Source organism: Kitasatospora azatica KCTC 9699 (assembly GCF_000744785.1).
In the GTDB taxonomy this organism is placed as follows: Bacteria; Actinomycetota; Actinomycetes; order Streptomycetales; family Streptomycetaceae; genus Kitasatospora; species Kitasatospora azatica.
In genome coordinates, this window is record NZ_JQMO01000003.1 from 80,982 (window position 1) to 95,913 (window position 14,932).

A 14,932-nucleotide genomic window follows, 5' to 3' on the forward strand; every position below is an offset into this window, starting at 1 on the left:
GCCCGCCTCGGCGAGCACCCAGCAGGCGCCCTGCTCACGCCGGTCGGGTTGGCCGGCCCGTCTGAGGGCGGCGGTCATCCCCGAGGCCCGCGAACTCCTCAAGCTCGCCCCCCCACCCCGGCCCGCGCCCCCGCACATCATCGCGCGGGCGGTGACCGTGTCGGCGAGGTTGTCGCGGGCGGCGAGCATCGCTCGGGTGGTGACGACCTGGGCTCCTCACTGGTGGGCGGACTGGACCGTGGGGTGTGTGTCGTCGCCGGCAAGCACCGCGTCGACGGTCTCAGTGAACTCGACGAGCTTGTCGGCGCTCAGCCCGGCGGCCGCAGCCAACGGTCCCTCTGAGGCAATCAGCCACAGCTGGTAGTCGCGCAGGAATTCCCGGAACTGCGCGACACGCCCGTCGTCGGTCAGGTAGTCGTGGGGGCACAGGTCCGAGAGGCCGTTGGGCTGGCGCCCGATCGACCTCAGCCAGAAGGCCTGCCATTCGCGCAGCCACGGCATCGCGCGGTAGGTGGGATTGGCCTCGACGTACATCGCCGCCAACGCCATGAACGTCTCCTGCTGGATGTCGTGCGCGTGTGCCCAGTGCATGCGGAACCTGAACATCGACCAGCTCAACGGATGTCCGCCTTTCCGTGTCCGGGCCGGCCGTGCAGACCGGTTCCATGTGGTGGCCGCTACCGAACGGCCCGCATCCGGCAGTGGCACCCGAACAGCGCCAACGACCGTGACATTCACCGTAGCCCGCCGGCTGCACGGCTTCCGCAGTTTTTCCGACACGCCGGTACCGACGCGGCCGCAGCAGGGCACGAGACTGCGTCGAGGTCGATGGGCGGGCCGCAGAAGTCCCCCGGGGCGCTTGTGCGTTCGAGTAGGGTGGGCGCCTCGAGGGTCGGCAGGGGGGGACTTGATGGCTTCGTCGGCCAACGGCTGGCAGTTGCGGGTGAACGAGCTCTACTGGGAAGGTGTGGAGGCCAGCGCGCAGGCTCAGCGAGCCGAAGGCGCGGAGCGCCGTCGGCTCTTTCTGCGGTCGCTGGACCAGCACAGCCGGGCTGCCGGAATCCTGCGCGTGGAGCTGGACGCCCTCCCGGACGAACCGCGGCTGAACGAACAGCTCGCGTCCCTGCTGTACTCCATGGGGTCCTCGCAGACCGCCATGGACCTGATCGACGAGGCTCTGTCGTCACTCGATGAGAGCGAGAGCCGCTACGAGCGATCCGGGCCTGCCTCACCGCAGTTGGCGCTGCGAATCGGCGATGTCCGTGCACGCCGCGCCGTGACCCACTCCGCCGCCGGGCACGCGGCTTCCGCGCTCACCGACACCGACCTGGCCGTGGAGGCGTACGTAGGGGCTGGGCTGCAGTCCGCGGTTCCTCCCCTCTCGCTGGACTTCGCCCGCCTGCTCAGCATGGTCGCGGCCGTGCAGGCACAGCACGGCGACCCTGACCAGGCCCTGTTCAGTGCTGGACAGGCCCTGGGCCGGTACCGGGACGCGATCGACGTCCTGACCGCCGACCCCGGCGCGCACATGGGCTACGCCATCGACATGGCCGCGGCGGTTGCCTCCCGGGTCGAAGCCGGCCGTGCCAACTGGGACTACGCCCTGGCCGTGGACGACTTCACGCTGAGCACCGCCGAACAGGGGTGGGGCGACCTCGCGAGTGCGCTGGCCCGCACTGGCGTCCATCTGCGCGCGGCGGGCCGCCCGGCCGAGGCGGCACCACTGCTCGCCCGGGCGGCCTCCCTCGATCCAACCGCTGTTCCGGCTCAGGAACGCATCCTGGCCGAGGGGGTACCGGTCAGTCTCGGCGAGGCGGTTCTGCTGGCGGGAGCGGTCCTGGGCGAGCGTGTCGAGGCCCTGCACCGTGCTCTCGCCTCCGGCGAGTCCGCCTCGGTGACGGGCCGGTTGCCGCATCAGGCGGCCCCGCCGTATGCCCGGCGCCTGGGCCAACTGGCAGCGGGCCTGTGGCATTCGGAGGGCGCCCCGGATGTCGCCTGGCGGCTCGCGCTGGAAAGCCACCTGCTGTATGACAGCGCCTTCCGGCACCTCGTCGGGGATCCGCAGAACTGGCTGCGGGAGCACGGCGAGGGGTGGTCGCAGACCGGGATCACTGCCCTGCGCCTGGCCCTCGCACGGGGCAGCCAAGCCGCCCACGACGACTTGTGCCGCCCGCTGGCAGCGCTGTCCGAGCGTCTGGAGGAACTGGCCGAGGCGGGCCATCCTGTTGCCGCGGCTGCGGAGCTGGCGCGGATGACCGCAGGCTGAGTCCCCGGGCTGGACCGTTGTCGGCCCTCGGGACCCATCACTGTGCTTCACGGGCGCCCACCGCGTAGGACCGGCTAGACGACGGCTCGGTGGAGGGGGATGAGCCTGCCGGCGCGACGGCCCGGCCGACCCGCTCTACCAGCCGGTGCTGTTCCCCGAGGGCCCGGCGCAGCAGGGCGAGGGCCGCGTCGGCGTCGGGGCAGCGCAGGGGTTCGTTTCTGTTGGCGTCGGAGACGATGCCGCTGTCGATCGGCTCGGTCCAGATGCCGCGCTGGACGTCGTACTCCTCGATCCAGCCGACGGTGCGGCCGGCGCGCTGGAATTCCTGGACCCCGGGTGGGCGGGCCAGGTGAGGTGGACCTGGCCGTCGCCGAGCGCGGCGCGGTTCGGGGTGCCCAGGCCGCTGGCGGGAGGGAGGCGGGCTCCAACGACTACCGCGCTGCTGAGCCCGCGGCCGTGACACGCGTCGGGGCGGGCACCCTCACCCGTTGGCTCTCGCTCGCTGCCGATCTCCCCTGCTGAGCGGCGTCAGGAGAATGCTCACGAGGTGCGGCACTGGTCCACTACAGCCATGAACACCCGCAGGTTCGGGATGCTATCGGCCAGCGCGCGGGCCCAGGAGGACGATTCGCCGGTCTTCGTCACCGCGACGAGTCCGCCGCCGAGCTTGACCTGCGCTACCTGGTTCCAGGGCACCAGTTGCTTGCGGTACGCGATGCCGGCGGTGGAGATGGCGAAGTCGCCGAAGTCCAGGACCTGGCCGGCCAGGAGCGCCTCCTGCGCTGTGGCGCCCTGGGCCAGCAGTACCGCGCGCTGCAGGGCCGGAGCCCAGGTGCCGGGGTTCTGGTAGAAATTGGTGACCGTCACGCTCGCCCCCGGCGCCACCAGCACGCACGTGTGCATGATCGGCCCCGGTATGCCGTTCATGACCCTCTGCACCTTCTTCTCGTAGAGCCGGACCCGGTCCCACCGCACGGCCACCGTGCCCGCACCGGTCTCCTGGTCGACGATCATGCCGTGCTCGAACAGGTGCAATCGCTTTGCTCCCTGTCTGCGGTTGAAGTCCGGATAGCGGCGCAGGACCACGTAGTAGTAGATCACCGCCGGCACCACGAAGGCACAGAACAGAATCACGAGCATCAGGTAGAACACGGACTTCACGAACCACCCGAACCGCTGGGGCTTGAAGGTGGCGAGCAGCGCACCCAGTTCGTGTTCTGCCGCCCGTTCGGCAACGGCAGGGGGCAGGGGTTCCAAGGGGGCTGTCGCAGGCATGACTCTCAACTTTCGCTAGGAAATGGGTCCATTGCGTGCTCGTATCAAGCGGTACCGCAGCCTCTCCTGCTCTGCTCCCACCGTCCAGAAGATCACGGAAATTCTGGCCCGGTGTCAGCCACAGTCCGGCGAAGCCATGTGGAAGCTATCCCGCCCCTGTGACAACGTCCCCGACCAGCCGCACCCGGATCGGATGATCGGCGATCGATGCGTCGGGAGAGTGGACTTGACGGATCATCAGCATATGGACGAACCAGGCCGCACCTGGTACCGCGGGTTCCGCCGCTGCCTGCCCGACCCGAGCCAAACGGCTCGCCCTCGCCCGGCCGCTCGGACCGCCGGTCCTGGACAAAGCGGAGCACCGGCAGGTCGGGCAGCCCGGCCAGGTCGATCTGCGGACACAAGAACATCAACACCACCATGGGCTACAACACGGTCTGTCCGGCCCAGGTGATCGAGGCTCACCGGGCTTTCATCGCTCGCCGCGGAGCCCTGCCGCCCAGCGAGGAGTGCCGCACCCCGACCAGCGACGAGTGGGACGAGTTCCTCGCCCACCTCGAGAAACGGAAAGCTTCCATCGGAACCTGCGCACGCGCCTTCGGAACACCGTGCATCCATGCGCACGCCTGTGTCAGGTGCTCGCTCCTCCGACCCGATCCGGACCAACGGGAGCGAGTCGTCAGCATCCGTGACAACCTCATCGCCCGTATCGCTGAAGCCGAACGCGAAGGCTGGCTCGGTGAGGTCGAGGGGCTTCGCGTCAGCCTGGCCGGCGCCGAAGCTCACCTGCTTGATCGTCGGTTGCCGGCGGCACGGGGTGCGAACGCGGGCGGACTCCACCTCGTCGACGGGCGGCCGGTTTGTACGGCCGGCCGCCCGGATTGCCCGCCATCGGTGCCCGGCGCCGTGGGGGTGTACGTGCCGGACGGTGTGGAGCAGGCGCAGCCGAGCGTCCTGGCGGGGGGGTGACGAGTAGGGCTGACCAGGAGTGTGGGGGGCATGGCCGAAGATCGCTTCCCGGACGATGAGTGATCGCTTCACGGAGCCGGGGCGCCCTTGGCTGGCAGACCGCGCCAACGCCGCTCTGATGTCCGGGCCGCGCCGGCCCGGTAAGGGCGCCTTCGGCGTCGCTCATGAGGGGTCAGGAGGGCGGCACGGCCAGGTAATCACCGTGTTCCAGGTCTTCGAGCAGTGTCGGGTGGGTGGGCGACCAGCCGAGCAGCTCCTGGGTATTCGTACTGGAGGCGGGCCAACTGGCGATCATCGCGGTGACACCAGCACTCCGCGAACGCGACTTGGCCAAGGCCGCGTCGCTCACCGAAGCCGTGGCGGAGGCGCTGCGGCAGCGCGGTGTCGCCGACCGGCTGGCCGGCCTGGCTGCTCAGACCGGCTGGGCCGCCTTTCACCACGCGGCCCAAGCCTGGATCGACGACCCTTCGCAGAGCTTGGGCGCGCATCTCCGCCAAGCCTTCGATGGCCTCCGTCACCGGGCGGCGTGCTGCCGTCGGGGTTCGGCGGGTCCGAGGGCGGCATCCACGGGGTGCCCGGGTGCCCGTCTCCACCGCCGCCCCAGCCGCCCCAGCCTCCGCCGCCGTGGCCTCCGTCGTGGGTCCATGCCGAGCTCCTTGTCGTCGCTGTGATGGCGCCCTCCCGGGGCCCGGGAGGAGTAGAGGGCCGGCCCCGGCCGCGCGCAGACTACGCCCGGCCGGGAGCGCGGGTGCGCAGATCCGCGTGGACGGTCTTGCCGAACATCTCCAACGTGGCGCCCCAGTGCCCGCCGGTGAGCTCGTGCACCAGGGGCCCGATCGGCGTTTCGCCGGGGAGGAGGCCTGCTCGGCGGTCTAGTCTCGGGCCGTGAGCCAGGCCGAGCAGCGCGCCGAGGGCATGGGACCGTTCACCACCCGCGTCACGTGGCGCCTGCCCGGTGGCGGGGAGGCGGTCTGGGAGTCGCGGCTCGCGCGGCGTCGCGGAGTCCTCGCCGTCCGGGCACCGGGCGCGGAGGCCAGTGGGCATGCTCGTGCCGACGATGTGGCGGTCCGTCGCCTGCGGAGGCTCAACGCCATCGCCGCGACCGCCTTCGTCATCGGCGGGGCCCTGTTCGCGGCCGGTGCCGCCGTTGCCCAGTTCGGCTCCGGCGACGCCACCCAGCTCGCCTCGATCTACTTCGCCGGCGGCCTCTTCTTCAACACCGGCGGCTACACCTCGCTGCTGCAGGTGATCAACGCGCCCCGCCACGTGGTGGGCGGCCAGGCACTGGTCGCCCACCACTGGCGGTGGTGGAGCTACGAGCCGGAGCGAGTGGACTGGCTGAGCGCCTTCCTCCTGTTCACCGGCACCCTGGTGTTCGGCGTCAACCTTCTGAACTCCTTCCTCCAGGGACTGAACGTCCACCAGATCAACCGGCTGATCTGGGTGCCCGACGTGGTGGGCTGCGTGCTGTTCCTGGCCTCCGGGCACCTCGCTCTGGTCGAGGTCTGCCACGGCCGGCCCCGCCTGCTCCCGCGCAGCCTCGGCTGGTGGATCGTCGCGGTGAACCAGCTCGGGTCCGTCCTGTTCATGGTCTCCGCCCTCGCCGCGTACACCCGACCGGCCACCGGCAGCGCGGTCAACATCGACATCGCCAACTGGGGCACTCTCACCGGCGCCCTGTGCTTCTCTGCCGGCGGCGTCCTCCAACACTTCGAACGCCCGTAGAACTCCGCCGACCTCACCGCCCGACGCGGCCCGACGCGGCCCGACGCAGCCCGACGCAGCCCGACGCAGCCCGACGCAGCCCGACGCAGCCCGACGCAGCCCGAGAACACTGCCCCGGTCCGCAGAGCCAACGCTCCCCTCCTGAGAGTGCCACCGCACGGGTCTGGATCCCAAGCACGCGGACACCGTGCAGCGCGTGGTGCGCCTGGCTCCGCGGCTGGAGGAGGCTCCGCCATGGACCACGACGCCGCCTTCGCACGCCTGACCCTGCTGCCCGGCATCGGCCCCTGGACCGCGGCGGAAACCCTGCACAGTCCAACGGCGACCCGGACGCCGTCTCGGTTGGCGAACACCAGCTGGCCGATTCCCCGTCAAGTCAACGTGTTCAGACGCAGATTCAGAGTCAGAGTCCGAAGCCTGGCAGCGGGTGCCGTCGGCGGGCTGCCAGCGGACCGTGACGGCCAAGTCGCGCGCGGCCCGGGTTGGAGCACCGCGCCGGGGCGGCCGTTTCCGGCCTGGACGACGTCGACGCTGGAGCACCTGGACGTGCGCGGCCCGCCGGGGATCGTCGTGGCGCGGCGGCGGTCGGGTGGCCGGCCCGCCGGCTTCGCAGCCGTACCGGACGGTGGGCCACTGCGCCGTTTCCGGCCGCCGCCTTTGACCCGCGCGCGTACGGAACGTGCGCGCGCCCTGCCCCCGGGGCTCCGTCCGAACAGTTGGAGGCGCCCTCCCGGTCGCCACGCGGCGGTCGGGAGGGCGCCTTGTCGGACGGTGCGTCAGTCCGGCCTTTCTGCGGGCGGGGGTCAGCCCCAGTTGCCCACCAACGGGACGTCGCCCGGGTTGCCGAACTTCTTGCTGTAGATCACCAGGTTGGAGTTCTCGGCGGCCCCGTAGAAGGTCTGGTCACCGGGCCGGTAGACGCCGATGGTCTCCTTGCCGGTGCCGTCCCAGTCGCCCTTGATCGGGATGTCGCCGGGGTTGCCGAACCTGACGCCCGGGCGCGGGTTCTCCGTCTGGTTGGAGTCGTTCAGGTAGAAGGTCTGGGTCTGCGGGTCGTAGACGGCGACGGTGGTGGTGCCGTTGCCGTCCCAGTCGCCGACCAGCGGCTTCCAGCCCGGATTGCCCAGTTTGATCCGGTACTTGACGCTGGAGTTGTCGTCGGAGAGGTAGAAGGTCTGGTCACCGGGCCGGTAGACGCCGACCGTGGTCCGCCCCTGCCCGCTCCAGTCGCCGACCAGCGGGATGTCACCGGGGACCCCGAACGGGAAGGTGGCGGCCACGGTGGCGTTGTCGTTCGACAGTTGGAAGGTCGCGGTGTCGGGGTGGTAGACGCCGATGGTGTCGGTGCCCGGCCCGCTCCAGTGGCCGACCAGCGGGACGGCGTTGCCGCCACCGCCGAATACGGTCTGCCCGGTGTACCAGCCGTTGTGGGCGGCCTCGCCCAAGCTGGCGTCCGAGGGCCGGTACACGCCCACCGAGGCGGGCGCCGACGTGGGCGTGGCGTTGACCACGGCAGTGCCGATCTTCTGCTGGGCCGCGACGGTCAGCGGCACCTTGTTCGGCTGGTCCGGGCCGAGCCAGCGGAAGTTCTGCAGGTAGACGACTCGGGGGTCCTGCGCGGCGATCGCGCGGTACTGCGCGTTGTACGCCGCGATGTCCGCATCGGTCTTGCCGGGGTAGCAGCCGTCGGCGACGCCCTGCTCGTTGGTGGACTCCGGGAAGAGCATCAGGTGCTGGTCCGGCGAGGAGAGGAAGGTCTTCAGGTTCGCCAGCCGCCACTGGATCTCGCCGCGGCCCACGCAGTAGTAGTCGAAGCCGACGATGTCGACGGTGGACGGGATCGGCGCGCCCTGCTCGGCGTTCCAGTGGTCGAGGCTCATGATCAGCATCTTGTCCGGGAACGCGGCCCTGATCTGCTCGGCCTGCGTCTGGACCTGCGCGGGGCTCAGGCCGTGCGAGTAGGCCTCGTCCGTCAGGTCTACGGCGGAGATCTTGTCGATGTTCGGTCCGATGCGCTGCACCAGGTCGAGCAGGTTCTGCGCGGCGTTCGGGTTCGGGTTGACCTGCCAGTCACCCGGCGAGCGCGGGACCACCGTCTCCTGGTTGAGGTCGATCACGCAGGAGGCCGGTAGGCACTGGTCCAGGAAGTCCAGGCGGCGGTCCTGGTCGCGCAGGTAGGTGTTGAAGTTGGTCCACCGCGCCACCTCCGGCGCGTGGTTGGCGCCGTTGTTCGGCCAGTTCGGGTCCCGGATGTCGAAGAACCCGTAGTAGCCGAGCCCGCCCAGCATGGAGACCCGCAGGTCGTCCACCGTGGTGACCTGGCCGGTGGCCGAGTGGTGGGCGCCGAGCGAGAGGTAGCCGTCGCGGGGCAGCTGGGCGGCGGTGCGGCCGGAGAACACCGTCGCGCCGTTGACCTTCACGGTCGCCTGCTGCCGGTCGCCGCTCGCCAGCGCGAGCGACACCTCGTAGGAGCCGGCCGGCGCGACCGCGGCCAGGGCGGTCGGCGTGCCGCCCTGGAAGAGCGCCAGCCCGCCGTCGGCCTGGACGCGCAGGCCGAGCGCGACGTCCTCGGCGTCCACGGCGCCCGTGCCGCCCGAGGCGTTGCTGACGGCGAGCCAGGCCGAGTCCTGGCCGGAGGTGCTACCGACCAGCGGGGTCACAACGGCGTGCACCGTGTAGGCGCCGGTCGCAACGTCCGAGGTGGCCGGCTTGTTCAGGCGGACGGCCGAGGTGCCCTTGGGGAACGACAGCACGTTCGGGTTGGCCGGGCTGTTGACCTGCACCGAGCCCGCCGGCGGGTCGAGGGCCAGGCCCTTGACGCCCGATACGGCGGTGTAGTTGGCGGAGATCAGGCTCGGCTGACGGGCGCTGAGGTCCTGGTTGAGGCCGAAGTCGGCGGTGGCGTTGGGCGCGCCGTCGAAGGTGTCGACGAGCGGCTTGGCGCTGCGGGTGGCACCGGTGTCCACGGTGCTGACGTTCAGGCCGTGGCCGGCGCCGTCGCCGAAGGTGGTGACACGGTCCGGGCTGGAGAGGTAGGCGCCGAGGTAGAGGAACTCGCTGCCCGGCCAGCGGGTCACCCCGGCCGGAGCGGAGGCGGTGAACGGGGTGCCGTTCACCGTCAGGGTGACGGCCCGGTCGGCGCCGGTGGAGACGGTGAGCGAGACGGCGTACTGCGCCGTGGGCGTCACCGTGCCGGTCCAGAAGGGGGTTTCGCCGCCGCCACCGTGGAAGAGCGCGAGCTTGCCGCCCGAGGTGACGGTCAGGCCCAGGTCGACGTCGTCGCCGGTGACGTAGCCGTTGCTGCGGTGGCTGCGGCTCAGCACGATCGAGCCCCAGTCGCCGGCAGCGGTGTCACCGACGACCGGGTCGATCACCGTCGAGACGGTGTAGTGGCCGGTGCCGTCCGCGACAGCCGGCGCCCCGAGCATCACCGCGGAGATGCCCTTGGCGAACAGCAGCTTGTTCGGGTAGTCCGGATGGCTGGTCTGAACGAACCACTGGTCGGGCGCGATTGAGGTGTCCCAGCGGCCGGAGACCCGGGTGTAGGAGATCCCGTGCTGCCCTGCCGGGGGCGACTGCCGAGCGTCGAGCCCGACGTTCAGCCCGTACAGCGGGTCGGTGTCCAGGGCCGGGTCCAGCCGGAACGTGTCCGAGAAGGCGCGCGTGGTGTTGAGGTCCGCCGGCGTCGGCCCGGACCCGTCACCGGCTGACGCGGCGGCCGGTGCGGCAGCCGGTGCAACGGACGGTGCGGCAGCTGATGTAGCGGCCGGTGCGGCAGCCGCCGTGGCGGGTGAGAGGCCGGTTGGCAGCAGTGCCAGCGCGAGCGCCGAGGCGCCGGCGAGCAGCCCTCGGCCCAGGCGTTGAGTGAGTATCACCGAGTAGTCGTCTCCCGGTCGTCGAATCGGCGGCGCGGGCACGCGTCGCCGAGGGGAGAGCGGACACAGCGGTGTCGTACCAGCTCAGCGACCTTCCCCCCGGGCGCGATCATAGAGGGTGGATACGAACAGCCGCGCCGAGCCGGGCCGGCCAACGCCGTCCCTGCCTCCTCCGTCTGCCGGCTCGTCTCCCGGAGGGCGGCCGACAGGGCGCGGGCCTCGTGTCCAGCGGCCACGGCGCGCAGCTCACGCGGAGCACCCGGGCACACGCGCCGTTCAGGGCAGTATCACCCGGGGCAGCCTGGACCCTCCTGGAGCCATGCTGCTCTCCCCGTCTCCAGCAGGCGGCAGTTGCCGCGGCAGCTTCGGAGTGCAGTCCTGAAGCCAGTCGCGGTGAGCCCTGCCGACAATGGGGAAGGACACCGGCTCGGTCGCCGGGCCGGTGTCGCGCAATACGTCGGCCTGCAGCATGCCCTGCGGCCACCACGGCGCCAGGCAGCTGTACACGATCAGCCTCGCGCCGGCCGGGGACTCGATGGTGCCGACCTCCTTGAGGTCGATGGGCACTCCGACGCAAGTCAGGCTGTGCGCCTGCTCGCGGCTGGCGAGGAGCACGGTCAGAAAGCCGAGTTCTTGGGCCGCTTGGCCCCGGCCCACGTCCACGGCCCCCGGGCCCCAGATGCTCTGGAGGCCGGGTGCGGTGCCAGTCGGGAGACGCCAGTCCGTGTAGCAGCTGTACTCGCGCATGCCCGGCTCGTAGCTCCCCCAGCACAGGCCGTGATCAGTTGTCGGCTGGATGACCTGAGCGGACTGCCCGTTCAGGTACGTGATGATCGGATCACCGACCGGCTGCTTCCCCTGATCATTCCACTCCTGCACGAACTGCTGCTCGACGTCCTTCAGTTGCCCAGCCGACAACGGGGCCCGGGAGGGCCGCTCGACAGGCGGATGCACGCCGGGTTCCGCAACCGACCGGCCCCCGCCCGGTCCGGGCCCCGCCTGGGCGGCGGACACCGCCAGCACCGCCAGCACCGCACCGGCTGCGGCGACCCGACTGACCTTGCTCATGGCTCCCCCTGCCGGACCCCTTCCACCGGCTCGCCCCCCGACGAGTCACCTTGCGGCAGGATCCACTCGGAGGATACCCATCTCCGACCCCGCGTCACACTGCTCCGAACCCAACCCTCGTCGTACGACCGGGGTTTGGCCCGGCGCCCACCTCGGAGTTGATCCTCGCCTTGGTCACCTGCCGGCCGCGCTCCCCGCGCCACCGCGACCAGTAATGGGGAGTTTCCCCCAAGGTGGTGAGTTGAGTCCTCGACGCCCCCCAGGGACTGGAGGTGGCTGGCGCCAGATCAGGCCACCATGGGTGCTGGCGACAGCCTGCCCAACTGCGGCTCGCCGCCCGTCACCGAGCGCCGACCTCAGCGCGCGCTACGGCTGCGGGCCCTCCCCGAGCCCGCAGCGCAGCAGGGCCCGAGCGTTGGTGGGCACTGGAACGGCGCAGCACCCGGCCGCTGCCCAGAATCGCAATGGTCTTGTCCTCAGGAGTGCTGGCCTGAATGTCTTTCAGAGGGGCGATATACAAGTTGATGTCCGGTTCGCGACTGGGGGGTTGAGTGAGGTTGGCGGGTCGGGTGTCCGAGTGCGGGGTCAGGGGCCGGGCTGAGTGATCACGTCCCGCGACCCGGAGTGAGTCTGGTCGATGTGAGCCCGTCGAGGTGTTGTGGCACCATCCCCGTTGTGGATGACCGTACGGATGACGTCGACTGGTCCGGCTTGTTCCATGCCTCGGGCCCCGCCGGCGACACCCCGCGGCATCTGGCAGCTCTCCTCGGCGACGATGCGGAGGATTCGGTCGCTGGGTACTCGCACCTGTGGTCGGTGACGCTTCGCCGGGAGGGCAAGGCCTGGCCTGCGACGGCGCCCACCGCGATGCTTGTCGCCGAGCTCTTGGACAATCCGCTGCTGGGGCCCGACGATCCCTCGCTGCCCGATGCCATGCTCGCCTACCTGTACGCGGTCGGCGCCGCCGCCGACCTCGGCGACCGGGCCGTGGAGATCCGTGCTCGCGTCAAGGACCGCGCACCGGAGCTGCGGGCCTGGACGGTCGAGTACCTGTCGGCCGATGCGGATGGCAGGGCTCGGATGTGGCAGGACGGCACGGGGCTGGGTGAACTCGTTCTCGATCAGGCGGTGCTCGCCTGCTTCGACGTGGTTCCCGTGCTCCTGCGGCGAACACTGCCGTACCTCGCGTCGGAACGTGCCAGGCGCAGGACATGTGCCGCCGCAGCTGTCGGGTCGCTGGCGCGGCATCCTGCGGCCTCCGCGCAACGTTCTGAGCTGCTGGAACAGTTGACGCCGATGGCCCGGGCCGCCGATTCCTCGTACGACCTGGCGACGATTGTGATCGCCATCGGCCACCTCGGCGGCGACACGCGCCCCTGGCTGACTGACCCGCATGCAGGCGTTCGGGCCTGCGCGGCCCTGGCGTCCGACCTTGCCGGCGACGACACAGCAAAGCAGGTGCTCGTGGAACTGGAGCGGTCGCCGCAAGCGTTCTTCAAGTCCTTTGGCGACCTGGCTCCACCCCTGCAGCTCCAGTTCAAGTCGTTCCAGGATCTGCTCACAGGACTGCGCGCGAGCTGACGCCCGGTGTCCGCGACAGGGTTACGGTCGCGGCAGGGCGAACAGCCCCTGCTCGGCCTCGGCCAGGACTCCCCGCTCGGCGCAAGGCCCGCCTCTCACGGCTGCCCGTCCACAACGGATGAGGCCCTTGCCCCCCGTGCCCGGCTCGCCCCTGGCGCAGGAGGCGGGAGCCGAAACCGCTCGGGTGCCCGCGCACCCCGACGGCTTTCAGGACCGGGGCCGGGCCACCTTTCGGCCGGCTCCTACGAGTAGAGCTCTGTGCTGCGCGGAGAGTGCGCGGATCGAACGCGCGCGGGCTTGCGCCCGACGACGGCTTAGCAAGCCGCTGCCTTACCACTCGGCCAACTCTCCAAGTACTGCGCTGCCGGAGGAGGAATCGAACCCCGATCGCCTGATGCACAGCCAGGCGCGCTGCCAGTCACACCTTCCGGCACCGCCGGGCGGCACGAGAAGAGGCCACCCGTCCGGGGACGTCCCCGGAGCGGCCCGGCCGGCGGCCGGTGAACGCGCTACGAGGAACTCCCGCGAGTCCGGGGACTCGAGGAGCGCTGATACCACCGCGTGCGGGTCAAGGCGTCCACGGTCGCGCTCCTTCCTGATCGTGCGGCCGATGAGCCCACTGTGCCGCACCACCAACGGCCCGGACAACCGGTTTACAACCACCCCGGACCCCTACCGGCAGCCGCGGCGGCCGGACACGAGTGCGACCGCACCGACAACCGCCGCCCGGTGAGGTCCAGCCTCGCGTCGCCGGCCGATCGCACCGGGCCGCGCGCAGCGGTGGCGGGCGCGGTGCGGACGGCTTCACCGCAGGCCTGTGCAGTCGCCCTCGTGGCGCAGGGCGGCCTCGAAGTCCTGGCATCCGCGCGCCTGCCGCAGCCGACGTACCGTCACGTTCTCCTATGGGGTCGGGCTCGCGGCCTGTCCTTCTTGATGTGGTACCGGGCTGACGTCCCCTCATCTCCTGTGATTCAGTTGCCTCGACAGCGAGCATGGGGGTTGAGCGGTGAACAAGTCCGAGGCGCCTTCCTGGATGAGGCCGGCCCAGCACGAGGCGATACCGGCGGTCGACCTGCAGACCGATCGCGCGCACTCCGCCCGGGTCTACGACTACATGCTGGGCGGGAAGACCAACTTCGCCGCCGACCGCGCGGCCGGCGACAAGATCATCGCGCAGTGGCCCGGCTCACGCGAGGCGGCCCGCGCCGCCCGGGCCGTGATGCACCGCATGGTCCGCCGCCTGGCGCAGGTCCACGGCATCCGGCAGTTCCTGGACATCGGCACCGGGATCCCCACCGCACCCAACCTGCACGAAGTGGCCCAGGACGTCGCCGCCGAATGCCGGGTCGTGTACGTGGACAACGACCCGATCGTCCTCGCCCACGCCCGCGCCCTGCTCACCAGCACCCCCCAGGGCCGCACCGCGTACATCGACGGCGACCTGCGCGACCCGCAGCGCCTCCTCGCCACCCCCGCCCTGCGCGGCGTCCTGGACCTGCAGCAGCCAGTGGCGCTGACCCTGATCAACATCGTGCACTTCCTGCCCGACGACACCGTCCACCCACTCGTCGAACAACTGCTGGACGCCCTGCCCTCCGGCAGCCTGCTGGCCCTGACCGCCGGCACCGCCGACTCCGCACCCGAGCGGGCCGCACTCGCCTCCCGCCGCTACCGCGAGGCCGGCATCGAGAACCACCTGCGCACCCGCGCGGAGGTCGAACGGTTCTTCACCGGCCTGGAACTGGACGAACCCGGCGTAGCGCTGATCAACCACTGGCACCCGGAGCTGGACGACGGCCCGATGCTGGAAGACCACGAGGTCATGGCCTACGCGGGCCTGGCCCGCAAGCCCTGACACGCCACCCGGCGTGTCGCCGCCCGCGGCGGACCATCGGCCCGCGCACTCCTTTGTAGACCGTGGGCCGGCGCACTCCTTTGTGGGCGGTGTGTCAGCGATGCGCCGCCACCGCCCGGCCCCTGTCCGGTCGGGCGGTGACGGACACGGCGGGCATGACGGGCATGACGGCCGTTCCAGGTTGGGGGCTCGATGAAAACGGCTCTGACCGCGCCTTCGTGAATGGTCTTGGTGTGGGTGTCACAGGCTCAGCAGCAGGTCCCGGACCCGCACGAACGCACCCCTCCGCTTGGCATACCTAAGACCCCTAGGCTATAC

The 14,932-nt window shown here is 70.9% G+C and carries 10 protein-coding genes and 2 tRNA genes; 5 read left to right on the forward strand and 7 right to left on the reverse strand.

What is annotated here, in order from left to right:
- Positions 1-216: 216 nt before the first annotated feature.
- On the reverse strand, positions 217-606 hold the full coding sequence (locus tag BR98_RS11575; RefSeq protein WP_035844154.1) for a hypothetical protein: 390 nt from the start codon (positions 604-606) through the stop codon (positions 217-219).
- Between the two features lie 361 nt (positions 607-967).
- Here BR98_RS11575 and BR98_RS11580 point away from each other — a divergent pair, with 361 nt between their 5' ends.
- A complete protein-coding gene (locus BR98_RS11580; protein WP_157537684.1) occupies positions 968-2,266 on the forward strand; it encodes a hypothetical protein in 1,299 nt (432 codons plus the stop codon).
- A gap of 540 nt (positions 2,267-2,806) precedes the next feature.
- Here the strand turns inward: BR98_RS11580 and BR98_RS11585 are convergent.
- Positions 2,807-3,523 carry a DUF6585 family protein gene (locus tag BR98_RS11585; protein WP_035844156.1) on the reverse strand — a complete coding sequence of 239 codons (717 nt, stop codon included), beginning with the start codon at positions 3,521-3,523 and terminating at the stop codon, positions 2,807-2,809.
- 438 nt (positions 3,524-3,961) lie between these two features.
- Between BR98_RS11585 and BR98_RS11590 the strand changes: the two genes are divergently transcribed.
- Positions 3,962-4,510: a hypothetical protein gene (locus tag BR98_RS11590; protein ID WP_232247373.1), complete on the forward strand. Its 549-nt coding sequence runs from the start codon at positions 3,962-3,964 to the stop codon at positions 4,508-4,510.
- Between the two features lie 172 nt (positions 4,511-4,682).
- Here the strand turns inward: BR98_RS11590 and BR98_RS41980 are convergent, their stop codons facing one another.
- Positions 4,683-4,805: a hypothetical protein gene (locus BR98_RS41980; RefSeq protein WP_267886059.1), complete on the reverse strand. Its 123-nt coding sequence runs from the start codon at positions 4,803-4,805 to the stop codon at positions 4,683-4,685.
- 590 nt (positions 4,806-5,395) lie between these two features.
- Between BR98_RS41980 and BR98_RS11600 the strand changes: the two genes are divergently transcribed.
- Complete coding sequence (locus tag BR98_RS11600) at positions 5,396-6,235, forward strand: hypothetical protein (protein ID WP_035844161.1); 840 nt, start codon at positions 5,396-5,398, stop codon at positions 6,233-6,235.
- 803 nt (positions 6,236-7,038) lie between these two features.
- Here BR98_RS11600 and BR98_RS11605 read toward each other — a convergent pair.
- Positions 7,039-10,110: a hypothetical protein gene (locus tag BR98_RS11605; protein WP_035844163.1), complete on the reverse strand. Its 3,072-nt coding sequence runs from the start codon at positions 10,108-10,110 to the stop codon at positions 7,039-7,041.
- A gap of 276 nt (positions 10,111-10,386) precedes the next feature.
- A complete protein-coding gene (locus BR98_RS11610) occupies positions 10,387-11,178 on the reverse strand; it encodes a hypothetical protein (RefSeq protein WP_157537686.1) in 792 nt (263 codons plus the stop codon).
- A gap of 675 nt (positions 11,179-11,853) precedes the next feature.
- Between BR98_RS11610 and BR98_RS11615 the strand changes: the two genes are divergently transcribed.
- Positions 11,854-12,759, forward strand: a complete 906-nt coding sequence (locus tag BR98_RS11615; RefSeq protein ID WP_035844165.1) for a hypothetical protein — start codon at positions 11,854-11,856, stop codon at positions 12,757-12,759.
- A 266-nt stretch (positions 12,760-13,025) separates the two neighbouring features.
- Here the strand turns inward: BR98_RS11615 and BR98_RS11620 are convergent.
- Both BR98_RS11620 and BR98_RS11625 read right to left on the reverse strand, forming a co-directional pair.
- A tRNA-Ser gene (locus BR98_RS11620) sits at positions 13,026-13,110 on the reverse strand.
- 10 nt (positions 13,111-13,120) lie between these two features.
- Positions 13,121-13,192 (reverse strand) — tRNA-His (locus BR98_RS11625).
- A 600-nt stretch (positions 13,193-13,792) separates the two neighbouring features.
- Between BR98_RS11625 and BR98_RS11630 the strand changes: the two genes are divergently transcribed.
- Complete coding sequence (locus BR98_RS11630; protein WP_035851685.1) at positions 13,793-14,614, forward strand: SAM-dependent methyltransferase; 822 nt, start codon at positions 13,793-13,795, stop codon at positions 14,612-14,614.
- The last annotated feature ends 318 nt before the right edge of the window (positions 14,615-14,932 follow it).

Excerpts from the sequence above, each read along its gene's own strand:
- BR98_RS11575 (WP_035844154.1), bottom strand. The coding sequence starts at position 606 with ATGTTCAGGTTCCGCATGCACTGGGCACACGCGCACGACATCCAGCAG.
- BR98_RS11590 (WP_232247373.1), top strand. The coding sequence starts at position 3,962 with ATGGGCTACAACACGGTCTGTCCGGCCCAGGTGATCGAGGCTCACCGG.
- BR98_RS41980 (WP_267886059.1), bottom strand. The coding sequence starts at position 4,805 with ATGATCGCCAGTTGGCCCGCCTCCAGTACGAATACCCAGGAGCTGCTC.
- BR98_RS11610 (WP_157537686.1), bottom strand. The coding sequence starts at position 11,178 with ATGAGCAAGGTCAGTCGGGTCGCCGCAGCCGGTGCGGTGCTGGCGGTG.
- BR98_RS11630 (WP_035851685.1), top strand. The coding sequence starts at position 13,793 with ATGAGGCCGGCCCAGCACGAGGCGATACCGGCGGTCGACCTGCAGACC.